The 23,211-nt window shown below is 49.2% G+C and carries 17 protein-coding genes and 1 pseudogene; 1 reads left to right on the forward strand and 17 read right to left on the reverse strand.

What is annotated here, in order from left to right:
• From UF06_RS11425 to guaB, 11 genes and pseudogenes are all read right to left on the reverse strand, one after another.
• On the reverse strand, positions 1 to 507 hold the full coding sequence (locus tag UF06_RS11425) for a hypothetical protein (protein ID WP_045570574.1): 507 nt from the start codon (positions 505 to 507) through the stop codon (positions 1 to 3).
• Positions 507 to 716: a DUF2997 domain-containing protein gene (locus tag UF06_RS11430; protein ID WP_045570575.1), complete on the reverse strand. Its 210-nt coding sequence runs from the start codon at positions 714 to 716 to the stop codon at positions 507 to 509. The genes UF06_RS11425 and UF06_RS11430 overlap by 1 nt, the downstream gene beginning before the upstream one ends.
• Positions 709 to 3,054, reverse strand: a complete 2,346-nt coding sequence (locus UF06_RS11435; protein WP_045570576.1) for a hypothetical protein — start codon at positions 3,052 to 3,054, stop codon at positions 709 to 711. Before UF06_RS11435 ends, UF06_RS11430 begins: the two co-directional genes overlap by 8 nt.
• Entirely contained in the window at positions 3,054 to 4,745 is a 1,692-nt protein-coding gene (locus tag UF06_RS11440; RefSeq protein WP_045570577.1) for a hypothetical protein, read from the reverse strand. The genes UF06_RS11435 and UF06_RS11440 overlap by 1 nt, the downstream gene beginning before the upstream one ends.
• The gene (locus UF06_RS11445; protein WP_045570578.1) at positions 4,745 to 8,197 is read right to left on the reverse strand and encodes an AAA domain-containing protein; all 3,453 of its coding nucleotides are present in this window, start codon (positions 8,195 to 8,197) and stop codon (positions 4,745 to 4,747) included. The genes UF06_RS11440 and UF06_RS11445 overlap by 1 nt, the downstream gene beginning before the upstream one ends.
• 15 nt (positions 8,198 to 8,212) lie before the next feature.
• Positions 8,213 to 9,808: an AAA family ATPase gene (locus UF06_RS11450; protein ID WP_045570579.1), complete on the reverse strand. Its 1,596-nt coding sequence runs from the start codon at positions 9,806 to 9,808 to the stop codon at positions 8,213 to 8,215.
• 68 nt (positions 9,809 to 9,876) lie between these two features.
• The gene (locus UF06_RS11455) at positions 9,877 to 10,203 is read right to left on the reverse strand and encodes a glutathione S-transferase domain-containing protein (protein ID WP_045570580.1); all 327 of its coding nucleotides are present in this window, start codon (positions 10,201 to 10,203) and stop codon (positions 9,877 to 9,879) included.
• Between the two features lie 258 nt (positions 10,204 to 10,461).
• Positions 10,462 to 10,767 carry a hypothetical protein gene (locus tag UF06_RS11460; protein WP_045570581.1) on the reverse strand — a complete coding sequence of 102 codons (306 nt, stop codon included), beginning with the start codon at positions 10,765 to 10,767 and terminating at the stop codon, positions 10,462 to 10,464.
• 22 nt (positions 10,768 to 10,789) lie between these two features.
• Positions 10,790 to 11,134: pseudogene (locus UF06_RS28375) on the reverse strand (group II intron reverse transcriptase/maturase); the annotation flags it as partial.
• 826 nt (positions 11,135 to 11,960) lie between these two features.
• The gene (gene guaA, locus UF06_RS11470) at positions 11,961 to 13,514 is read right to left on the reverse strand and encodes a glutamine-hydrolyzing GMP synthase (RefSeq protein ID WP_045570583.1); all 1,554 of its coding nucleotides are present in this window, start codon (positions 13,512 to 13,514) and stop codon (positions 11,961 to 11,963) included.
• A 113-nt stretch (positions 13,515 to 13,627) separates the two neighbouring features.
• Positions 13,628 to 15,091 carry an IMP dehydrogenase gene (guaB, locus tag UF06_RS11475; protein WP_039424315.1) on the reverse strand — a complete coding sequence of 488 codons (1,464 nt, stop codon included), beginning with the start codon at positions 15,089 to 15,091 and terminating at the stop codon, positions 13,628 to 13,630.
• Positions 15,092 to 15,322: 231 nt separating this feature from the next.
• Here guaB and xseA point away from each other — a divergent pair, with 231 nt between their 5' ends.
• Positions 15,323 to 16,654, forward strand: coding sequence for an exodeoxyribonuclease VII large subunit (gene xseA / locus UF06_RS11480; RefSeq protein WP_045570584.1), 1,332 nt, complete (start codon positions 15,323 to 15,325; stop codon positions 16,652 to 16,654).
• Here xseA and UF06_RS24405 read toward each other — a convergent pair.
• From UF06_RS24405 to hisS, 6 genes are all read right to left on the reverse strand, one after another.
• Positions 16,647 to 16,871 carry a zinc ribbon domain-containing protein gene (locus UF06_RS24405; protein ID WP_082069687.1) on the reverse strand — a complete coding sequence of 75 codons (225 nt, stop codon included), beginning with the start codon at positions 16,869 to 16,871 and terminating at the stop codon, positions 16,647 to 16,649. The genes xseA and UF06_RS24405 overlap by 8 nt on opposite strands.
• Before the next feature lie 37 nt (positions 16,872 to 16,908).
• The gene (locus UF06_RS11485; protein WP_045570585.1) at positions 16,909 to 17,931 is read right to left on the reverse strand and encodes a sensor domain-containing diguanylate cyclase; all 1,023 of its coding nucleotides are present in this window, start codon (positions 17,929 to 17,931) and stop codon (positions 16,909 to 16,911) included.
• A gap of 426 nt (positions 17,932 to 18,357) precedes the next feature.
• On the reverse strand, positions 18,358 to 19,848 hold the full coding sequence (gene der, locus UF06_RS11490; RefSeq protein WP_045570586.1) for a ribosome biogenesis GTPase Der: 1,491 nt from the start codon (positions 19,846 to 19,848) through the stop codon (positions 18,358 to 18,360).
• Positions 19,849 to 20,028: 180 nt separating this feature from the next.
• A complete protein-coding gene (bamB, locus tag UF06_RS11495; RefSeq protein ID WP_045570587.1) occupies positions 20,029 to 21,189 on the reverse strand; it encodes an outer membrane protein assembly factor BamB in 1,161 nt (386 codons plus the stop codon).
• A gap of 12 nt (positions 21,190 to 21,201) precedes the next feature.
• On the reverse strand, positions 21,202 to 21,816 hold the full coding sequence (locus tag UF06_RS11500; RefSeq protein ID WP_045570588.1) for a YfgM family protein: 615 nt from the start codon (positions 21,814 to 21,816) through the stop codon (positions 21,202 to 21,204).
• Between the two features lie 67 nt (positions 21,817 to 21,883).
• The gene (gene hisS, locus UF06_RS11505) at positions 21,884 to 23,152 is read right to left on the reverse strand and encodes a histidine--tRNA ligase (RefSeq protein ID WP_045570589.1); all 1,269 of its coding nucleotides are present in this window, start codon (positions 23,150 to 23,152) and stop codon (positions 21,884 to 21,886) included.
• Positions 23,153 to 23,211 lie beyond the last annotated feature (59 nt).

The following is a 23,211-nucleotide window of genomic DNA, read 5'->3' on the forward strand; positions in this document are numbered from 1 at the left end:
CTACACCATACGGGTCAGTACCAACTGAATCTGGCCTTTGCTGTTGGTAGTTTCCTTAACTGAGTAACCCTGGGCTTTGGCCTTGGCAATGGCTTGCTGGCGAGTAGTTTCAACCCTCGCTTTACGTTCTTCCTCAAGGCGGATTCGTTCCTGCTCAGCCAGTTTTTCCAGATGCATTCCATAAGCAGATTCATAAGCACCGCTAACATCATTCAGGAATTTTGAAACCTTGGTATAACCCTTTTCCGAATAGCGACCGACGGTAAGTGCACTATACTCATCTGAATCATGCATCATCACCCAGCGATCTCGCTCAAATCGAAACAGCTGACGGCCGTTGTAATCACTGCGATTAGTTAGAATATCCCCAACCTGAAGTCGATTGCGCTGAACCAGGCCAACCTCATTCGAAGTGACTTTTTTTGGTTCTGCTCCAACAGTCTGCAATGCTTCCATCAGCACTTCTTCAATTACAAATGGCGTAACTGTTTTGATTACGGCACTCATCAGGACTTCCCCTTGAGAGACTGAGCCCGATTCGTTTGTTGGGTCTGCTGCTGATGATACTCATCGGTCTTTTTGACGCTGCTGACGACACCGTTCAGATTCAGCAGTTCATCCAGCGCTTCTAGACAGCTTTCGCCCTTGAATCCACTGGTTTTGGCGCTAATGGCTCCGTCGTCATCAATCGTCAGGGTAATTTTCTGTTCAGGCATTGGCGGACTCCTTGTCACACACAAGTTGAGCTTTCAGGCGTTCTGCATCTCGACAGGCTTGCTCGATCTGATCGGTATCAAATACCACCAGATAACGATTCTGCTGATACTTACGTAACTCTGTACCATTGGCAGGCAGTTCTTCTGATGGCCACTGGAATTGGTTTTCAACAGCTGTATTACCTTTCAGACCGAGCTGTTTGGCAAAGGCATCGGATGCTTGTTTCGGCTGATACACAAACGATGAACCGTGTTCATTCAGTGCCTTTTCTGCTCGTTCCTGTTCGGTTCTGCTGTTATCCAGTGCTTTTTGAGCCTCATGGATATCACGCTCGATTTTCTTCACGCCTTGTTCATGATCAGCCAAGCAGCGCTCAAAAGCGCTGTAATGCTTTTTCCAGGGTTTCTCTTTAATGGATGTTTTCCAATTGTTAGCCTGACCCACATCCATCGACTGCAGAGCTTCTCGTCTGGCTTTTATACAGGCCTGGCGAGCCTGTTGTGTTAATTCTTCACGTCTGGCTTTGGCTTGTTGAATAGCCTCCTGTCGAGCCTGCTTTTCCGGCTCAACAGCGTCTTTTGGTGCCGCCTGAGGTTCAGGCAAAGCTTCTGCAAAAAACTGTTCAGGTTGGATGCCGTTGACTTCGATGTCATTCAGCTGCTGATCTGTCAGCCTTTCGGCAGCCGAGATCCAGCTAGCTCTGAATTTTTGCTCAACCTGAAAAGTGGCCTCGGTTTTGTTCTTTTTCAGCTGTTCGAGAGCTGACAACACCTGTTGGGACAAGTCGCTCTTTTTCATCTGTTCGGCTTTCAGATTGTCACGCTGCAGTTCCCAGCGCTGGTTTTGCTCGGCTTTATCCAACTCCTGATCAGTGTCGGAACCACGCTTGCGAATTTTATCCTGCAAGGACTCTAATTGCTGGCGATGCAGCTCTCGCTCAGCCGGTGTAGCCTTGGTGACAGACCAATTCTTAAGGGTGTCTATTTCCAGATTCAGGGATTTCACCGATTGTCCCTGCCCGAGTAAGAACCCCTTGATAAAGCCTCTTAACTTGTCAGCGATACTTGCTTGCTGTTGGTCGATTTTGGACTGGGCATTAGTGAGCACTTCAAGACGTTGCTGCCAATCTTTTTCTGCATTTTCCCAGGCCTGATACAAGGCATCCGGCTTTGCAGACTGAGGACAGTAGGGCGGATGCACCACCACGTCATAATCAATAAAGTGGGCAAGATGACTACGTTGCAAACCAGTCACTCCGGATGCAAGCAGTTCGGCTTCATCATTCAGGAAGCTGTCAATGTCCTGAGTGTTGATATCCTCAAGTTCAATTTCACGAACCACCTCAACCAAATGTTCCAGACCCGGTTGGTCAGCGAAACGAAGTAGCTGTTGATCAGCACATTCGAGAATCAAAGTTGCATCTTTATACTGCCATGCAGCCTCTTCAAAGGCCTGATCGTAGGCTTGTTCAAGTTTTTGGCTTTGCTGTGCAGATAACTTTAAGCACCAGTTGGCAGCAGCAAAGTCGGTTTCATCTGGCAATAACCAGTTGCCATCGTTCGATAACAACAGCGACGGGATCGGACGCTCTGTCAAGGCTACGCCGGTACGTGCCTTATTTTTTATATCTCGCGATTGAAGGCTCAGCAACAAACGCCAGCCATCACCGGAAGCACTAAAGCTGGAATGAGTTGCCGCTTGTAATTGTTTCAGGGTATCTCTCAGGCAATCGTTTAAGGTGCCGCATAGCTGATGGGAGTGGTTGGTAACGACCGCGCCATCCGGATGCTGAACGCTGGATTGTTGCTGGTTCTGTCGCAGGTATTCCTCATTGCTATTTTCCCAGAACAGTTTGCAAAAGCTACGAAAACTGTCATCGATCTGCTGACGCTCCAGCTGGATTCCCCAGACAGGCTGATCAGCAGATACCAGATGCTGACCAGACATCAACAGCAACCCTTGAGCCTGAGTAGTGGTGTGATCCACCACCATCAGAGCACCTTTCTGGCTCACACCAGTGCGAATAAGGCAGCGGCCAGACAACACGTCAATTGCAACCTTGTTGGCGTTTTTCTCGCCCAGCAGCAGATAAATACGAATGCCTTTTTCTGCCTGCTCTTTGATGGCCTGAATCAGCGATTCGTCTTTCAGTTGCTCACAGGCAATCATCAGGGTCAGACGAGCCATGGAGATAATCCGGCTGAGAAACTCACTATTCAACATCGGCAAAGCGCTACTGAAGTCTGCATCAGACGCCTGCTTGCTGAACAACGCCGGTAAATGCTCGTTCTGGTAATCGATTCGAAATTGTTCCTGACGAGGTACGATCCGTGTCATCAGAGAGCCTCCACTGCGGTGTTATTGATCTGGTCTTGCAAGTATCGAGGCAGCTTTGCCACCTCTTTCGGAGTGAAGGTCGGTGAGCCATCAACAATGAATAGCCCACTATTCTCGCGAATAAAATCCAGCCCGCAGTTGTATTCCCAACACCAGGTATGCTCCGTACCGACCAGAATCCAGTAGCGACCGTGGTTATCATTTTGCTTGTGCAGGATGTCGCGTGACCAGTTTGCTGGCAGTTCTGCTTCTTTTCCATGTTGCCTATCCAGCGTCAACAGCAAGCCTTCGGCATCAGAAAAATAAGCAGCCACATAACTCAGGTTGCGGCTCTGACGTGAGGTATGTACATAACGATCTGAATAGATGATGTGTTTAATGTATTCGCCTCCTGACAACTGTTGGATCAGCTCATCGAGATCCAATACATCACCGTTGACCAGACTGAGCGGCATGCGCAGCTTGCGGCTTTTGGACGGAGTCAGATCGGCCATCGCCGCAATATGCCAATACGCCAGTGGCTGACTTTCGCGTGATAGCTCAGACAACAAGGACTGCTGTTCTTTAAATGGCAGTTCAAAATCATGTAAGGCGATATGATCCAGCCATTCGGCCTGCTGTTTACGGGCCTCTGCCGATGAGTGGTATTTTCGGCTGTAGAAGTCTTCAAGCCAGAAACGCTGCCATTTCTCAGCATCGGATTGGTTAAGTGGCTGAATGGGAATGTGTTTGGCCTGAACCGACTGAAACTCACCCATATCGGTTGTCAGACCTGAGCGATTAAAACTGCCGATCTGAAATTTCTGCACTGCTGATGGATAACGCTGAATCGACTCCAGCGAACTCTGCAAGCGACGGTCTTTAGGCAGCCAGTGGCCGTCGAATTCTCCAGCGATAGCCGCCATGACATCGTTCAGGCGATCACCAAAATCATTAATGGAGAGTTCCAACGTTTCGGGGCGTGAGCTGGTTTTATTCTGATTGAATTGCAACATATCCAGCTGACCTTTCAGGCTGAGCTGCGATGCTGAAAAGCCGAGCCTCCATTCAAGATGAATCTCTGCTGACTTCTCGGGAGAGCAAATCACTTCCGGCTCAAGCGATACGATCTGCAAACTGATATTTTTCAGTTCCGTCTTGTTGCGATCGACAAAGGATTCCTCCAGAACCCTCAATTGTAACGAGTCATCTACCCGGAATTTTGATCGAGCCGCGTCAGATCCTTTTTTCCAGCTTTGCATATTGGGTTCAAAGAACGCTGTATCCCTCTGAATAAACGTCGGATGAATCCCCAAAAGCGGGTCGTTCTCTGTGTACCAGATATGGTAAAGACCGCGCTCTTTGGCTTCGAACAGGCCACTATCAATGACTTGCTGGCCTTTATCTGTAATGCCTGATTCGTTCCACAGCGTTTCCTGTTTTAGATACTGCTTCAGTCGAGGCGGCATATCGGCCGGATTGTTTTGCATACTCTTTAACAAGGACACCAGATCGGGGCGTTCCCGTAAAAACGTAACTCTCGCGATGATGGGATAACGTTTCAACTGAACGGTTCTGATGAGCGTTAAGGCTAGCGAGCCTGTTTTGCCATCAGCCTGTTTGCCGGGACTGGATTGATTAGCAGCATCTGCTGGAGCATTCCCTTTACATTCCGCTAAAGACTTCATTCTGTTTTTCTGATTGCCACTCATTAATGAGACTTCCCTTTCTTACCTGCATGATGGTGCGACTGTTTTTGGCTACTTGCAGTCGAAACATGGCAGGATTCTGCAAGTTTCTTAAGTTCCAGCGTACGGGAGCGCTGAGAGAAATATTCATGATGTCCAACAATTACTAACTGATATCGGGCACGGGTAATGGAGACGTTAAGGCGATTGGGTGAGTCCATAAAGCCATCGCGATGGGTATTCACCATCGACAGGAACACCACATCCGCTTCCTGGCCCTGGAAGTAGTCCACTGTCGCCAACTTGATCGATATGCCTTTGTAATTAAATCGTGCGTAATGGTTAGTATTTCCTGGCAATTGCTGCAGGGCTTCCCGCAAGGCTTTTTCCTGGCCCTTGTAGAACGTCAGAACTGCTACATCAAAGGGTTCACCTTTTTTGTTTTTGCTTTTGCCTTGTCCCCAATCACAAAACGCTTTCAGCTCAGTCATCAGAGCCTGTGCTTCCTGCTTGTTACTATTGCCTCGTAATGTGGTTCCCCGAATGTCCAGCCAGATATTTCGGGAGTCATATTGCGGATAGTTCCAGGCTCGGTCGGAGGTCGTTTTGCCTCCATCGGCCAAAACACCTTTGGTGTAAAACTGCTGCCGAGGAAATGCTGAAATATCCGGGTGCATTCGATGCTGATAGGTCAGCGTCGTATAGCGCTGGGATTTTTCAGAAGGATTAAAACCCTGATTCAAGGTCGTTGGATCATCATTCTTGCGTTTGACCAGACCATCCCCCGATAGCGCCTCAAGAATCGACGGGAAAGCGATATTTTTGAGTACATGAATTCGGCCATCAGCTGATACTGACTTGGGGAAAAGCCGTTCCAGTGTGTCCTCCAGATAACCGGTTTTCTGCCCCTGGTTGACGGATAACCGCAGCCAGTACTCGCGCTCCAGACGCCAACACACTTCTTCCGACCATTTTGTGTTGTCGATCCGGTCGAGTAGCTCCTTATGAACCTGCACGGTATCCGTGTAATCAGAGGTTTTAACTTTGAACGACTTACAGCCAGTTCCCGAAACTCTATGCTGCGCTGCTTGGGAGGTGTGGCACCAATCGGGATGAAGAATCAACATATCGTCAGGAATCCATTGGGCAATCTCACCCAGACAACCTTCTTCGACGAAACAAAGATTGTGACGATACAGTTGATCCGGCTTCTGCTGGATCTGTTTCAGCCCAAGCTGATGGCGATCGGCATAACGTCCCTCTCTTGCCATTACGACCAACAGGTTATCCAGGCCCTTGGCAAGTTTTGGCAGTGAAGTGCGTGTTCGAATTTCTGCAAGCAATGCGTTTGCAACGTCACGTGTAACAGGCACCAGCATTGGCTGTGAATACGGAGATTTATTATTGCCTCGCAGCTCTTCCAAAAGAAAACAGGCTTGCTGGACTGCTGCAGAAAGGTTCTGACCTGGTGTTTTGCCTTTGGGCGGAACCAGCATCAGATTATCGAGGTTGGCAACAATTTGCTCACGATCAGTAAACGGCGATAGCTGACGCACGTCGCCCACCAAGACCCAGCGCTTGGCGAAGCGGGCAGGCACCAGGAATTCCTGAAAGGTGGTTTTACTGCACTCGTCAATAATCATCACATCAAACGGTGGCTCGCCGGTATCCAGTGACACCTCGCGATCATTGAACAGCCTCAGAATACCTATGGTGGTCCCACAAACAAGATTGGAAGAATCCACCATTAACTGCTTGCTGAGCTGATCACACCCTTGGATTTTCTGAAGACCGCTGAGCAGATTATCGAACTGGAATTCTTCAACACCGATGGCGTTGTTTTCATCCCCGATGCGCAGCGGAAATATTTGTGCTGACAGCGCTGGATTTTCCTTGATGCGTTCAAGCACGTTGTTGATAGCTGCATGGGTTGAAGCCGACAACAGAACACGTTTACCCTGCAACACCAGTTGCATGATCAGTTCAATAATTGTGGTGGTTTTCCCTGTACCCGGAGGGCCATCCAGAATGGTGAAATCTTCGTTCGCCAAGGCTTTGGTAACAAACTCGCGCTGACGATCACAGCCATCGAAGTTCGGGTCTGTCAGTACTTTCCATTCGGATTCAACGATTTGTACAGTCGGAATGTCTGGCCAACGAGTTTGCTCACGCTTTTGCAACATCTGAATCAAAGGCCAATGACCACCCGATGGTCGGCTCATCAGTTGGTTGATGGCATCCTTCTGACGTTTGAGCTGGCTGGTATCCACGCTCACGCGGATCTCGCGGGACTTCCCGTGTTGGGATGGATACTCGCTATTCCAGTTTTTCTTGCCTTTGATATTCCTGGCCAGCAGGATCTGGCGTTCATCCTGACGAGCCTTGAGTACGCGGAAGCCATCATCAAATTTGCCTTGAGTAGAATCGAGGATTTTGATGTTCTGGTTATCGTCAAAGAAATAGTCCAGATCGGACTTGCCGGTATCGTCGCTACCTTCCTTCTCGAACAGCTGAATCCATTTTTCTTCGACTCGCGCTTTTTCCAGTTGCCAGCAAAGAGCTGGAAATACTGGGCATATAAGAGAATCGGTATCCTTGAACTCTTGATTAGTACGGCTTTCCAGTATCAGGCTTCGCGTTTGCTTGTTGCTTTCTACACGTAACTCCCAGTGATCACTTTGCAGGGATTGCCCCTGACTTTGAAAGTGACCACAACTCAGCCCTGCCAGTTGCTTATCTGTAATGTCTTCGAGCTTATGGCCATCCAGCTGTGGACGCACCTCTGAAAACAGCAGCCAACCATTGCCATTGGATTTGGCTTGCCATTGTTTAAGCCGGGATTCGTCCATTCCTTTAATCCAGGTGAAAGGCGTGTCTTGCCCGCCAATAGACAGTTTACTGCTGGCTTTTACATGGCCTTGCAGAGCCAGACGAGCACCAGCCTGTTTCGAAACCTTACATGGCTGGCCGTCGATATAAACCGACTCTAACTGGTCAAGCTGAACACCTAATGGACGCAGTTCCAGCTGATAACCGCTCCATGAAATCGGATCGTCATCCAACTCAAGGTTGGGTAAATACAGTTGGTAAGCTGAAGCGATATATCCACCATCAGATATCTCTGTCTCCCGCCGACCTTTACCTTTACCTTGCTGAATCGGATCTTTTTCATCCGGGTCAAAATCAGCATCAGGTAACTCACCATCAACAGTAAGAATCTCAAACCAGCCTTCCTTACCGACGAAAACATCTATTTCGCTCACTGGCAACAGTTGCCAGATACGTTTGTCAGGCTTGAGCTGATAGCGTTTACTGGCAACAGGCTTCCATTCACAGCTGACTTCCTTGTTCTCCAGTGCCTTGATGCTGTTGTTCAGGTAATGCATAAACGGCATCAGGACACTATTGGTCTCGCTTGCCAGCGTGGCAGCCTTGAAGCCTTGTTGTTCAAGGGCAGTAAAAAACGGGTTTTCCATCACAAGCAGTCCTGATTATTTTTTGACGAACGGGTTTTCGCCTTCTTGTTTAAGACGTGGTTTTTTACTGGCGGACACATCTAGGATTTCAGGCTCGGCCGAACTCGCAGCAACGGCACGCCCCTTGGCCCATGCGCGAGTGTCATTAATCATTTCTGCCATGGTTAAAGACAGTGGTGAGGTGGCCTGAATGGCCTTGAGGATATCGTCCTTGTTTAACTGGTGACCTTCATCAAAAGCCAGAAACATGGCTTCCTTGACGGCTTCTTCCAGTTCAGCCCCGGTAAAACCCTTACTGGCGATCGCCAGCTCATCCAATTCGTCTTGCGTAAAATCTTCGAGACGATTACGGCGTTTCAGATGGATCTCGATAATATCTTTTCGATCCTGCTGTACCGGCAAGTCCACAAAGAAGATTTCATCGACACGGCCTTTACGCAGCAGCTCGGGCGGTAATTGGGCGATATGGTTAGCGGTCGCCACCACAAACACCGGTTTTTCTTTTTCCTGCATCCATGTAAGAAAGGTGCCCAGCACCCGAGAGGTGGTTCCGCCATCGGTCGCGCCAGAGCTTTGCATGCCAGACAGGCCTTTTTCGATTTCATCGACCCAAAGAATACTCGGTGCCAACGCCTCAGCCGTTTGCAAGGCCGAGCGGATATTCGCCTCAGATTGACCAACAATACCGCCGTAAATTTTACCCATGTCCAGACGCAACAAAGGTAGCTGCCAGGCATTAGCGACCGCTTTGGCTGCGAGGCTTTTACCCGTGCCGGGCAATCCCAGCAGTAATACACCTCGGGGAGTTTCCAGACCAAAATCACGGGCGTCTTTGGTGAACGACTGGCGACGGCGATTCAGCCAGGATTTGAGGTTATCGAGGCCGCCGATATCATCGAGCGAGGCTTTTGGATGAAAGTATTCCAGATGTCCGCTCTTGCGAATCACCTGCTCTTTTTCTTTAACGATAAAAGGAATTTCAGATTCGGTGAGACGTCTGAACTGGCAAGCGGCCTTTGAGAAAGCCAGTTGGGCTTCGCTGGTTGAGAGACCAAGTGCAGACTCGATCAGAGCGGATGACTCTTGATAGTCCCTGTCGCCCAGCTCATACCGCTGCTTGGCCTGTCGCATCAGAGTTTTGAGGTCATCGGTATCCGGTAATGGCATTTCCATCACCTGTACCTCTTTCTCCAATTCTGGAGGCAGTAAAGGAGCGGGCTGGGATAACACAACAGTGACGTTATTGATTTCACGGCTGGCAACAGCGATCGCAAATGCACGCAAGCGGCTGATCAGAGTGTGCTCGTTAAGGAAATGATGGAAGTCTTCCAGAAGCAGGATGAAGTCAGGCTCTTCATCGCCTGCACTGATATCCACTAACCACTCGAGAACTTCTTGAGGCTGTTCCCCCTCATCCGCCGACTCCCAGCAATTGTCTTCAAAATCGTATTTCCTCAAGCCCTGGGGCATGTTCCAGATGTAGAGGTCTCTGCTCAGATCTGTGGCTGCCTGAATGCAACAGGCGCGAATCCGCAGGGTTTCGTGACTGATGATTTGAATAACCGGTGCCGCTGCTTCCGTATTTAGCTTGAACAAATCAGCAAATGTCACTGTCTAATCTCCATGTTGAATTGCCAGTAACTATAACTCATGGCAGATGTATATAAGCATTAGAAATATCAAGACTCCGCCAACACCCAAGCGGAGCTTCTGGCCCTGACCCGCTGTAAATAATCCGCACAGACTGATCCCGCCGCAATAATCGGCCCCTGTTCATCCAGCACTGGGATACCCTCAAGGTGATCGAGAAATGGCGTCAGCATACTGTCGGCCATGCTGTAGTACTCACCGACCAGCCACTGGCTATGACTCAGCTGCTGTTCAACAATCGCAATAAAGCCACGAGCCGAAAGTTGATAAAGGAGAGTACGTTCCGGGCGATAGCGCACATGCAGCGGTGCGCCGACACTCGGGCTAGCTTCCCTGCAAACCAGCAACGGCAACATGTTTGCATCCTTGCGAAGTTATTACAGGCTCAGGTTAGCACGTTGAGCAGGGCACCCTGTAATTCCATCTATCAGTCGGCATAGAGCCTGCCGTTGACAGCCAGTACCAGTCACTCCAACTCTATCATCAATAAAAAAAATAACCAATATATTTCAACCCCTTACAAACTGAAAATATAAAAATACCATAAACTATACCACACCTAGGAAAACTCGCTTTTTAAACGAAAGGCAATGACCTGATATTCAAAATCCAGACTAACGATCAAGGAGAGGTATGAACAGGTCCCGAAGATCCATGTCGTCAAACTTATCACTTTCACTGCTTTTCGAAGACGTAAAGGTAACCGGGGAAGCATTACTGCTCTGCTCCTCGATTTCTCCTATCGGATCCTCGATGGCTGAAACAGCGTCATTCAACGTTTTCTCCGACACACCGAACCGCGGTGCAAACTTTTTCAGGTCATTAATATGATTCTCTAAGGAGGATTCGCTATCATCCTCACAAATACGGCTGCTGTTCTCCTCAAACTCTTCGAGCACAGCTTTGTGTATCGCACTCATAATACTGTCAGGCAGCCCGGTCGCGGTATCCAAAGCTTGATGGATGGAACTGCTCTTCGAAGATTGGCGTTAAGAGGTCGTTTAGGGTTTGTTGGACAACTCTGTCCCGAACTGTCGGGATGCCAAGCAATCTCACTCCACCGCCGTCTTTCGCAATTTCTACCCGTCTGACCGGTTGTGGTTGGTATTGCTTGGTTTTGAGTTCAGAGAGGAGTTGGTCAAGGTTATCACTCAGATTTGAGGCGAAGTCGCTCAGGCTCTGCCTATCTATTCCGGCCGCGCCTTTCGCTTTCCACACCTTTTTAAATCCTCTGTATAGTCGCTCTTTATTGAGCAAGTGACCGTACAGGCTGTAATAAACTCTCAACGTCTTCCCTTGGGTTGTGTGCTGTGTGGGGACAGGATGCTTTCTTGAGTGTCGGTTTGTTTCACTTTGCTGTTTAGCTTTCTAGCTCAATGGCAATTGACTAAAGTGAGCCAAAGCTACTCCCGTGCACGGTTTCTCATTGCAGTCTTCTGCTTCCACAGGTGACCACACCGGAATACCCCGATAGCGAATCGGTTTGGGTGCCACTAAAAAAAAACATCTGCTCATCACAGACTTAAAGTGTACTTCCTCCCTTCGCAGCACTCGTTTGCTTTTGGCAAAACGGTGCTCCATCAGACGCGATGCTAATGGTCAGCTCGGTTTTCTCCTCCACTCCATTACTGGGCTTCTCAGGCCGTGCCTTACTCAGTACTACGGATTCACCGAGACGTCGGACCGCTGCCACCTCACACCAACACGAGTCTTGGTTTTCGCCTTGTACTCGTGCTTCCGGCGTTTGCCCGGATGTGGTACCAGGCCTCCCCAGTTACTGCACTGGCTCCCTGTTAACAATGCCACCCTCAAGCACAGCATAGGTCTGACTGAGTATCGGGCTTCGCGATGTTTCGGACGCTTACCCACCTACGCTGCCGAAGTAGGTTCACTTACGTTGTGTACTGTTAACTTCCTATTGCTTCCTTCAGACCCTGCCGTTGGCCAGCAGCGCCCTTGCAATTCGGATTATCTTCCCCTCAGTCGGGGTGATTCAGGTTTCTTTCAACCCGACGGGTTTGCCAGCTTCGCTGGGCAAACAAAAAAGTCCGCAATTACGCGGACTTAAGTATGATTTAGTGCTTGTTAATGCCAGACCTTTCTTAAAGGAGCATTATTCCCACTCGATGGTCGCAGGCGGCTTGCCGGATATGTCATACACAACGCGAGAAATGCCATTCACTTCGTTGATAATGCGGTTTGATACTTTACCCAAGAATTCATACGGCAAATGCGCCCAATGTGCGGTCATAAAGTCGATGGTTTCCACCGCTCGCAGCGACACAACCCAGTCATATTTACGGCCATCGCCCATCACCCCCACTGAACGCACAGGAAGGAACACGGTAAACGCTTGTGAGACTTTGTTGTACAGATCGGCCGCATGTAGCTCTTCAATGAAGATAGCGTCAGCGCGACGTAGCAAGTCACAGTACTCTTTCTTGATTTCACCCAATACGCGGACACCAAGGCCCGGACCTGGGAATGGGTGGCGGTAAAGCATGTTGTAAGGCAGGCCTAGCTCCAAACCAATCTTGCGCACTTCATCTTTAAACAGCTCACGCAGTGGTTCAACCAGCCCCATTTTCATGTCATCTGGCAAACCGCCCACGTTGTGGTGAGATTTGATCACGTGCGCTTTACCCGTTTTCGATGCCGCAGATTCGATCACGTCTGGGTAAATGGTGCCTTGAGCTAACCATTTAGCGTTTTTCAGTTTCTTCGACTCTTCGTCGAACACTTCAACAAAAACACGACCAATGGTTTTGCGTTTCGCTTCTGGCTCATCAATGCCTTTAAGCGCATCAAGAAAACGATCTTCAGCGTCGACTTTGATGATATTCAAACCGAACTTGTCGCCGAACATGTCCATCACTTGCTGGCCTTCGTTCAAACGCAGCAAGCCGTTATCCACGAACACACAAGTCAGGCGATCACCAATCGCGCGGTGAACCAGCATGGCAACCACTGAAGAATCAACGCCCCCTGAAAGACCTAGGATAACTTCATCATCGCCCACTTGCTCTTTAATACGCGCCACGGCGTCTTCGATGATCGATTCAGAGGTCCACAGACGCTCACAACCACACACGCCAAGAACAAAGTTCTCCAGCATTTGTAGGCCATTTTTGGTGTGCGTCACTTCTGGGTGGAACTGAACGCCGTAGTATTTCTTCTCTTCATTGGCCATAGCTGCGTAAGGACAAGTGTCTGTCTCGCCGACTTTAACGAAATCCGCAGGGATCTCGATCACTTTATCGCCGTGGCTCATCCAAACGTCTTGAGTCAGTTCAAGGTCTTTAAACAGCGCCGACTCGCCAGACACTTTGACCGCAGCGTAACCAAACTCACGCTCATCCGAAGTCGACACTTTACCGCCGAGCTGCTCAGCCATAGTTTGCATGCCGTAGCACACACCCAGTACAGGCACACCAGAATCAAATACATATTGAGGCGCACGCGGAGAGTTCTCTTCCGTTACGCTCTCTGGGCCACCAGAAAGAATGATGCCATCTGGATTGAATTCACGAATATCCGCTTCTTCGACATCCCAGCTCCACAGCTCGCAGTAAACACCAATTTCACGTACACGGCGCGCAACAAGCTGAGTGTACTGAGAACCGAAGTCCAAGATCAGAATACGTTGGTCATGAATATTTTTAGTCATTTTGGGCAGTCTTTTTTAAGCTGGTTAAGAAAACGAGGCGAGTCTACCCGCCTCTCATCAATGCTTCAAGGAAAAAGCAAACGTTTACGTTGCGCTTATCCTTGTCGAAGCGATTAGCCTAAACGGTAGTTTGGCGCTTCTTTGGTGATCTGTACGTCGTGAACGTGAGACTCTTGCATACCGGCACCAGTGATACGCACAAACTCGGCTTTGGTACGCATCTCTTCGATGGTGGCACTTCCCGTCAGACCCATGCTTGAGCGCAGACCGCCCATTTGTTGGTGAACGATCTCTTTCAGGCGGCCTTTGTAAGCGATGCGGCCTTCAATACCTTCCGGAACCAGCTTGTCTGCTGCGTTATCAGATTGGAAATAACGATCAGAGGAACCTTGAGACATCGCACCCAAAGAGCCCATGCCACGGTAAGCTTTGTAAGAACGACCGTTGTACAGAATCACTTCACCCGGTGCTTCTTCAGTGCCCGCAAACATCGATCCGACCATGACGCAAGAAGCGCCCGCCGCAATCGCTTTACAAATGTCACCAGAGAAGCGGATACCGCCGTCAGCGATGACAGGAATCCCATATTGGTTAGCCACTTCAGCCGCATCGGCGATGGCAGTGATCTGTGGCACACCCACACCCGTTACGATACGCGTCGTACAGATAGAACCGGGGCCAATGCCCACTTTCACTGCACTTACGCCAGCTTCAATCAATGCTTTTGCGCCCGCAGCCGTTGCCACGTTGCCACCGATAATATCAAGATGAGGGAACGCTTCGCGAGTTGCACGAATACGTTGCAGCACGCCTTCTGAATGGCCGTGTGAAGAATCAATCAGCAGCACGTCAACGCCCGCTTCAACCAGCGCAGCAACACGCTCTTCATTCCCCGCACCTGCGCCAACCGCAGCGCCAACACGCAGACGACCACGCTCATCTTTACACGCATTCGGTTTGCGCTCCGCTTTATGGAAGTCTTTTGCGGTGATCATGCCGGTCAGTTGGAACTCATCGTTCACCACCAGCACTTTCTCTACGCGTGCTTCGTGCATTTTTTCTTGCACTTCTGCACGAGTCGCACCTTCTTTGACCGCTGCAAGGTTCGCTTTTGGCGTCATTACAGAAGAAACTTTCTTAGAAAGATCAGTGACAAAACGCACGTCACGACCAGTGATGATGCCCACCAGCTCATTGCTCTCAGTCACCACGGGGAAACCAGCGAAACCGTGTTTTTCCGTAAGCGCCACCACATCCGCGATGGTCGCGTCAGGGCTCACTGTCACCGGATCGCTCACCACGCCCGCTTCGAACTTCTTCACTTGGCGAACTTCAGCGGCCTGCTGCTCGATTGACATGTTTTTGTGGATAAAGCCAATGCCACCTTCCTGCGCCAATGCGATAGCCAAACGGGCTTCCGTCACAGTATCCATAGAAGCAGAGATCATCGGAATATTGAGGGTAATGTTCTTGGTCAGCTGAGTACGAAGATCAGCGGTGTTTGGGAGAACGGTGGAGTGTGCTGGCACGAGCAGTACGTCATCGAATGTCAGCGCTTCTTTGGCAATTCTTAGCATTTGCAATATCTCACAACTAGATAAGTAAAAAGAACAACCCAATCTCATCGTTTCGCGGAATGAGGACAACTCGTCATGGGACTCAGTTGCATTTGGATTAGATATTGCGGACGGATTATACGGTCAACGCAATCGCTTGACCACAAATTTTTTAATTTTTTTCTTGCATTCAACCCCTTGCTATGTATTATATTGCGGCTAACTTCCATACCCACGTCCACGGGATTAGCTTTGTCTTCTCTGACCAACCAAAATATCTTCACCGTCTCGCGTTTAAATTCAGAAGTTCGTCTGTTACTCGAAAATGAGATGGGGATTGTGTGGTTAGTCGGTGAGATTTCTAACTTTTCTGCTCCGGTCTCTGGTCACTGGTATTTCACTCTTAAAGATTCGATGGCCCAGGTCAAATGCGCCATGTTTCGCGGTAACAACCGCCAAGTCTCTTTCAAACCCACCAACGGCAATCAAGTACTGGTGCGTGCTCGGCTTTCGCTCTATGAGCCGCGCGGCGACTATCAATTAATCATCGAAAGCATGCAAGCGGAAGGCGATGGCCGCCTCCAGCAGCAATTTGACGCTCTCAAGATGAAATTAGCCGCCGAAGGCTTGTTTGCCCAATCGAACAAACGGCCGATCCCTGAGCACCCTAAGTGTGTCGGTGTTATTACCTCCAAAACAGGCGCAGCGCTGTTTGATATTCTCGATGTACTGAAAAGGCGAGATCCCTCTTTGCCTGTCGTTATCTACCCCACGTTAGTTCAAGGGGAAGAAGCGGCGATTCAGATCGCTCAAGCCATCGGCAGAGCCAATAGTCGCAATGAGTGCGACGTACTGATCGTTGGACGTGGTGGCGGTTCACTGGAAGATCTGTGGTGCTTCAACCATGAAATTGTCGCTCGTACGATTGCCGCCAGTCAGATCCCTATCATTTCCGCGGTAGGGCATGAAATTGACGTGACCATCGCCGATTTCGTTGCCGACTTGCGTGCCCCGACCCCATCGGCGGCGGCGGAGCTGGTAAGCCGTGATCACAGCCATAAAGATCAAGCGCTTCTCAGCCTAGAACAGAAACTGCGTAGTGCATGGCGCCACTACCTAAGCGCACAACATCGTCAAGTGGTTGAATTTGCTCATCGCCTGGAGAAGCAGCATCCCCGCTATCGTTTGTTGCGCCAAGCGCAGCAAGCCGATGAGCTGCAGATTCAACTGCAACGGGCGATGGAAAAATATCTCGCTAAACGAGAAAACACACTCTCGCGTGCTTTTCATCAATTACAACTCAAGTCACCTGTTCGCCAAATTAGCCAGCAACAAAACAAAATGGCGCGGGCAGAACAGGCGCTGCAAGATGCGATGGAGCGAAAATTACTGTCGTTTCGCCACCATATTGCTCTGGCGGCAGAAAAACTGGATGCTGTCAGCCCACTAGCGACGCTCAAACGCGGTTATTCGATCACGCAAAACGCACAAGGCGACGTGATTACCCGCCAGGCACAAACAAAAACAGGTGACACTCTGGTCACCCGTTTAATGGACGGTGAGATTCGCTCGACCGTTAACTAATGCACTGAAAGACAAACCGTACTCGAGATTTGGATTTGAGTTCATTGCACGTATTGCAAAAGTAGTTTGCGGCGCCGCACGCCTGTAGTTTTTCCAACTCTGCCGTACATTCTGGGCAAAAGCCCACTTTCTTAAAATCTTGCTCACACTGATGGCAATGATATTGGCCATTCCACTGCAGTTCGTTTTGACACTGTGGGCAGAGATTCTCATTCATAACACTTACCTTACTTCAACTTGTTGATTGTGACCTTTCAGCTCAAGCCTGCACTTACCTCACGGTGCTGGCGCTTAACACGGTACATGCTGAGATCCGCTTGACGGATCAGCTCGTTGAGAGCAACCACCCCTTGCGCCGGTGTAGATGCCGCACCAATACTGACGGCCACAGAATAATCTTCTATGACAAAGAACAATTTGATCCCGATGCGTAACTGACGATAAAAGTGCTCAAAGTCTTGCTCGGAAGCAAAAGTAGTAATGATGACAAACTCATCACCGCCATAACGGGCAATCATGGCTTCCTGCGGGCTGCGACTCATCAGCCACTGCGCGAGATCAATTAAGACTTGATCGCCCACGTCATGCCCAAAGCGATCATTGATGTATTTAAAGTCATCCACATCGACAAAAAAGCAGCCAACCACCGCTTGCCCATGTTCCGCTGTGGAGAACTGCTGATGCGGAGATTGTAGCAACACTCGCCGATTGTAACATTGGGTTAAAGGATCGCGATTAACATGGTCATAGAGCTGCTGTTCACACTGATATTTCTCTAGTGCGACCGCGTACAAAGAAGCCAACATCTGCAGAATTTCTAACTCGGCTTCAGAAGGGGAAGACGGCTGCTCACTGTAAATAGCAAAGGTCCCCAGCACTTGCTCATCTTGCGACAAAACGGGGACCGACCAACAAGCGTGTAGGTTCGCTTTTTGCGTTAACGCGAGATAAGGCTGCCAGTTGGAGTGATGGTTTATGTTTTCAGCAACCACCGTTTGCCGTAGGAAAGCTGCAGCGCCGCAAGACCCCACCTTTTCACCGATGCGTACCCCTTCGATTGCTTGGTTGTAAAAGTCGGGTAAAGAAGGAGCATATTCGACGTGCAGTGTATTTTGCTGGGGATCAAACCTTAAGATCGAAGCCTTGCGTTCACCAAAGAGATGTTCTGACAGTGAAATGATCTCTTGATTAAGCTGATCTTTCTCCAGCCCAAGAGCCAATTTACCCAGCAAGCCATTCACCGCGCGGTGAGCCTGCAAAAGCTTATTACTGTGCATAATCTGTACTCTTCTGTCGTGACTTTACGCTACATGGCGGTGATTTATTATTATTTCGGTGACATTTTAGCCACTCATATATTTGGGTCAAAAGAATAACACAGAAAAAATAGCTATAATCTGAACTGAAACACGCTTGTATGATCTTATATTGATCGTCTGCTTATTGAAATTTGATCAGCGATCAGCGTCTAAAAGAATATTTATATCACCACGGCCCGAAAGCATAAGTTACATGTTCTGCATTTCAATTTAAAACAGATTAATAATCTAAAATAGCAGCAAAAATATCAGTTTTTCAGGATTTTTAAGATCGATCTTTTCGAGACTATTTCCCGACAACATCCGTTTGACGCTGTAGTGACGAGAACAGTAGGTAAAAAAAAAGCCCAAGTCAAAACTTGGGCATTCGATATAAAGCTCGGTTTATTTACTACGGTTCTTCACCGCTGAAACCATACGCTTACGAGCGCGCTCTTGAGAGAGCGTCATCTTGCTGGTGCGGCCTTCAAATGGGTTTTCGCTGTTTTGGAACAAGATACGAATCGGTGTACCCATGATATCCAAAGACTTACGGTAGTAGTTCATCAGATAACGTTTATAAGAGTCAGGCAACTCGCGCACCATGTTACCGTGAATCACGATAATTGGTGGGTTGTAACCACCAGCATGAGCGTACTTCAGTTTTACTCGACGACCACGAACCATCGGCGGTTGGTGATCTTCGGTTGCCATTTTCATAATGCGTGTCAGAACTGAGGTACTCACTCGAGTAGTCGCAGAGCGATACGCTTCCTGTACCGACTCAAACAAGTGCCCTACACCTGTACCGTGCAGCGCAGAGATAAAGTGAATACGCGCAAAGTCGACAAAACCAAGACGACGATCGAGCTCTTTCTTCACATGTTCTTTAACTTCATTATCTAGGCCATCCCACTTATTGACCGCCAAAACAATTGAACGACCAGCGTTTAGAGCAAAGCCGAGCAAGCTCAAATCTTGATCAGAAATATTCTCACGCGCATCAATCACCAGCAGAACGACGTTAGCATCTTCGACGGCTTTAAGCGTTTTCACCACAGAAAATTTTTCTACTGTTTCGTTAATGCGTCCACGGCGGCGTACACCAGCCGTATCAATCAACACATATTCACGACCATCACGCTCCATTGGAATATAGATAGAGTCGCGAGTCGTTCCAGGCATGTCATACACCACGACACGCTCTTCACCTAGAATACGGTTGGTCAGCGTCGATTTGCCTACATTGGGACGACCAATGATCGCCAGCTTAATTGGCTGATCTTGAAGACGTTTGAATACTTCTTCCGCTTCTTCTTCACTGTAGTCAAACGGATCTTCATCTTGATCAGCAAATTCGGTTAAATCTTCAATTTCACCTTCTTTACCAGCGCTGAGCATATTATCAAAGAAAGGATCGAGCGCACGTTCGATCAACGCAGTCACACCACGACCATGCGCAGCGGCGATCTGGTACATATCATCGACACCCAGCTGCCAGAAATCCGCGCTGGCGGCATCGGCGTCAATTCCATCGATCTTGTTCACCACGAGCATGGCTGGCTTTTCGATTTTACGCAGATGCGCGGCAATCGCTTCGTCGGCGGATGTCAGACCAGCACGACCATCCACCATAAACAGCACCACATCGGCTTCATTGATCGCCGCTAGTGACTGCTGCGCCATCTTGGTTTCAACACCCTCTTCAGAACCGTCGATACCACCTGTATCAATCACGATAAAGTCGTGTTCGCCTACTTTGGCCTGGCCGTACTTACGATCTCGCGTCAGACCGGGAAAGTCTGCCACCAATGCGTCACGAGAACGAGTCAAACGGTTGAACAAGGTAGACTTACCTACGTTCGGACGCCCAACTAGGGCAACAACAGGTACCATAATAACCTCTACAATAATCTGTTCGTATGTAGTTATAGGTAACGACGAGGGTTAGCACAACCCACACCAAGCCTTTACCTATAACCACATGGTTTATTTTAAGTTTTACAAAAGTTTCCAGCAATAAAACGGCTCCTAGCTGTTACCAGCCAGGAGCCGAATGTGAATTATATCACGATATTATTGGCTGAGCGTCAGTTTCTTTATTTTGCCATTACGAGTCACAATCAGATAACCGTCTGGCAATACAGTCGGTCCAACGGCAAAACCGCTATCGTTGACCATCTGCTGTGCAACAAACTCGCCTGTGCTTTTGTCCAACCAGTGCAAATAACCTTCACTGTCGCCAACCACCAGATAGTTGTCCACGAGCACTGGTGCAGTCAGCAAGCGGTGCTGCAACTGAGCATTTTCCCACAGCTCAGTACCGCTACGGGCATCTACTGCGACTAAATGATCTTTGTCTGTAACAAGAAACAAGCGACTACCATCGGTCGCCATATCAATAGCTGAAGAGTAATTGCGCTTCCACGTTGCTTTACCTGAGCGCAAATCAATCCCAATCAGTTGGCCGTTGTAACCGACTACGTACAAGGTGCCACCGAGCAAAATCGGCGAGGAGTCGACATCGACCAGACGATCAATTTCAGTCGCGCCTTTTGGGGTACCAACAGGTTGCTGCCAAATCAGTTGACCGCGTTCGACGATCGCAGCAGCCAATCGACCATTTGCTGTGCCCCAAAATACCCCACCAGAAACCGCCACCGGCGTGCTATCGCCACGTAAGGTCAGATTCGGCACATCGGTGCTAATGGCCCATTTCTGTTCGCCATTGGTTTGATCCAGCGCGATAAGAATACCATTGCTGGTATTCACAATCACCAGACTGCCTTCCGCTACCGGCTTGGCTAAGACTTCACCCGCAACCGTTACACGCCATTTCTCTTCGCCAGTATCCTGATCTAGCGCGATCACTTCACCATTTTCGCTGCCAATGAAAACCTGACTGTAGGCTGCTGTGATGCCACCCGACAACTTCGCGCTGCCGTCTTTGCCAAGCTGCGAACGCCAAAGGGTGTTGCCTTTTTGCGGATCAAGTGCTTTGACTTCCCCATCACGACTGGCGATAAACACTTTGTCGTAAGCGTATTCAGGGGCGAGCTTAGAAAAGTAATGACCAAAACCATCACCAACCGAAGTACTCCAGCTACTCTTTGGAGTAAACTGACTTTTTACCTGAGGCACTGGTGCCATAATGATGGTGTCTTCTTCACCAGCACAACCCGCAAGAATACCAACCGTGATCAGTCCTAATACGGCTCTTCTGAACACATTCTTCATGCCATGAAGTCCTTATTTCGCTAGATCGTCAAGCTTCATCTGCAGTGTTTGACCAGCATCTTCTGCTTGTTGGGCTTCCGAGTAAGCAGCGTATGCTGCTTCTTTATTACCTTGACGCAGAGCAATGTCACCACGCAGTTCGGCAATACGGCCAGTCCAACCTTTGTTGCTCACTTTAGCCAGTTCAGCATTTGCCGCATCAAAGTTGCCCAGCGCTGCTTCGATACGCGCGATCCGATAGCTCACAAGAGGCATAATGGCGGCATCTTTGCTGTTGCTTTGAGCCCATTTTAACTGCACTAACGCAGCGTTAAGATCGCCAGCATCCACTTGTGTTTTCGCCAGTTGCAAAGCCGCCAGCACAGAGTACTCTTTGACTTCATTGCCATCGATAAAACTTTGCACATCCGCCGCAGCGTCCACACCTTTCGCTTGCAGAGTATTAATTGCGGAAGTATAGCTTTGAGAAGCCGCTTCACGAGCCGAAGTCACAGAATCTTGGTAGTAACGCCAACCAAAAAGGCCGCCAAGACCAACAACAGCGCCGATAATCACGGCTTTGCCATTCTCTTTCCACCACTCTTTTATCGCTTCTACTTGTTCTTCTTCAGTATTGTAAACTTCCACTTCCTGTCCTCTTTAAAACTTCAAAAATGGCAGGTTTTCCTGCCATTTAAATTCGAAATTGCTGCACTTAGATCAGTTCAGCGATTTTTGCCGCCACTTCAGCTTGCGCATAGGTGTTTTGCTCACCACCCGCGAGATCTTTCAGCACAACGGTACTATCGGCCACTTCATGTTCGCCCAGCACGAGCGCAACTACTGCGCCGGCTTTGTCTGCACGCTTGAACTGCTTCTTGAAGTTGCCACCGCCAAAGTGATTCATTACCCGCACGCCGGGAAGCGATTCACGTAATTGCTCAGCCAGCTTCATGCCTGCCATCATAGTCCCTTCACCTGCGGTTACTACGTACACATCGACACTGCGACGCACGTCCGTCAGTTCTAGAGTTTCGAGCATCAATACTAAGCGCTCAAGCCCCATGGCAAAACCAACCGCTGTCGTTGGCTTACCGCCAAGTTGCTCAACGAGGCCATCGTAACGACCACCTCCACACACAGTGCCTTGCGAACCTAAGCTCTCAGTAATCCACTCAAAAACCGTACGATTGTAATAATCCAGGCCGCGAACGAGGCGCTGATTGACTGTGTATTCGATACCCGCGGCGTCAAGAAGTTCACACAAACCTGCAAAATGTTGCTTGGACTCTTCATCCAAATAATCGGCCAGACATGGCGCATCACCTAAAATTGCCTGCACCTCTGGATTTTTAGAATCCAGCACGCGCAGTGGGTTGGTGTGCATACGGCGTTTACAGTCTTCATCAAGCACTTCGATGTGTTGCTCAAGAAACTCAATCAATGCGCTGCGGTAGTTGGCACGCGCTTCCAATGAACCAATCGAGTTCAACTCTAAGCGCACGTGCTTGTCGATGCCCAGTTCACGCCATAGGCGCGCGGTCATCATGATAAGTTCAGCATCCACATCTGGGCCATCCAAGCCGAACACTTCAACACCACACTGGTGGAATTGGCGATAACGACCTTTTTGCGGGCGCTCATGACGGAACATCGGCCCGATGTACCACAAACGTTGCTCTTGATTGTACAAAAGACCATTTTCGATCCCGGCACGGACACAGCCCGCGGTGCCTTCCGGACGCAAGGTCAGGCTATCGCCGTTGCGATCCTCAAAGGTGTACATCTCTTTCTCAACCACATCGGTCACTTCACCAATAGCGCGGCTAAACAGATGGGTCATCTCAACAATTGGCATGCGCACTTCATTGTAGCCGTAGGCGCTGATGACATTCTTCACTGTGTTTTCTAATTTCTGCCACAGCGGTGATTGAGTTGGGAGGCAGTCGTTCATACCTCGGATTGCTTGAATTGTTTTTGCCACAATAGTTACCGTAATGTTGCTGACTACCCGTTCGTTTGCTGAACCGTAACGGGTACTGA

This window comes from Vibrio sp. S234-5 (genome assembly GCF_000960595.1).
Taxonomy (GTDB): Bacteria; Pseudomonadota; Gammaproteobacteria; order Enterobacterales; family Vibrionaceae; genus Vibrio.

What these genes read in the sequence shown, in the direction of transcription:
- UF06_RS11425 (WP_045570574.1), bottom strand. Translation starts at nt 507, where the DNA reads ATGAGTGCCGTAATCAAAACAGTTACGCCATTTGTAATTGAAGAAGTG.
- UF06_RS11430 (WP_045570575.1), bottom strand. Translation starts at nt 716, where the DNA reads ATGCCTGAACAGAAAATTACCCTGACGATTGATGACGACGGAGCCATT.
- UF06_RS11435 (WP_045570576.1), bottom strand. Translation starts at nt 3,054, where the DNA reads ATGACACGGATCGTACCTCGTCAGGAACAATTTCGAATCGATTACCAG.
- UF06_RS11440 (WP_045570577.1), bottom strand. Translation starts at nt 4,745, where the DNA reads ATGAGTGGCAATCAGAAAAACAGAATGAAGTCTTTAGCGGAATGTAAA.
- UF06_RS11445 (WP_045570578.1), bottom strand. Translation starts at nt 8,197, where the DNA reads ATGGAAAACCCGTTTTTTACTGCCCTTGAACAACAAGGCTTCAAGGCT.
- UF06_RS11455 (WP_045570580.1), bottom strand. Translation starts at nt 10,203, where the DNA reads ATGTTGCCGTTGCTGGTTTGCAGGGAAGCTAGCCCGAGTGTCGGCGCA.
- UF06_RS11460 (WP_045570581.1), bottom strand. Translation starts at nt 10,767, where the DNA reads ATGAGTGCGATACACAAAGCTGTGCTCGAAGAGTTTGAGGAGAACAGC.
- guaA (WP_045570583.1), bottom strand. Translation starts at nt 13,514, where the DNA reads ATGACTAAAAATATTCATGACCAACGTATTCTGATCTTGGACTTCGGT.
- guaB (WP_039424315.1), bottom strand. Translation starts at nt 15,091, where the DNA reads ATGCTAAGAATTGCCAAAGAAGCGCTGACATTCGATGACGTACTGCTC.
- UF06_RS24405 (WP_082069687.1), bottom strand. Translation starts at nt 16,871, where the DNA reads ATGAATGAGAATCTCTGCCCACAGTGTCAAAACGAACTGCAGTGGAAT.
- UF06_RS11485 (WP_045570585.1), bottom strand. Translation starts at nt 17,931, where the DNA reads ATGCACAGTAATAAGCTTTTGCAGGCTCACCGCGCGGTGAATGGCTTG.
- der (WP_045570586.1), bottom strand. Translation starts at nt 19,848, where the DNA reads ATGGTACCTGTTGTTGCCCTAGTTGGGCGTCCGAACGTAGGTAAGTCT.
- bamB (WP_045570587.1), bottom strand. Translation starts at nt 21,189, where the DNA reads ATGAAGAATGTGTTCAGAAGAGCCGTATTAGGACTGATCACGGTTGGT.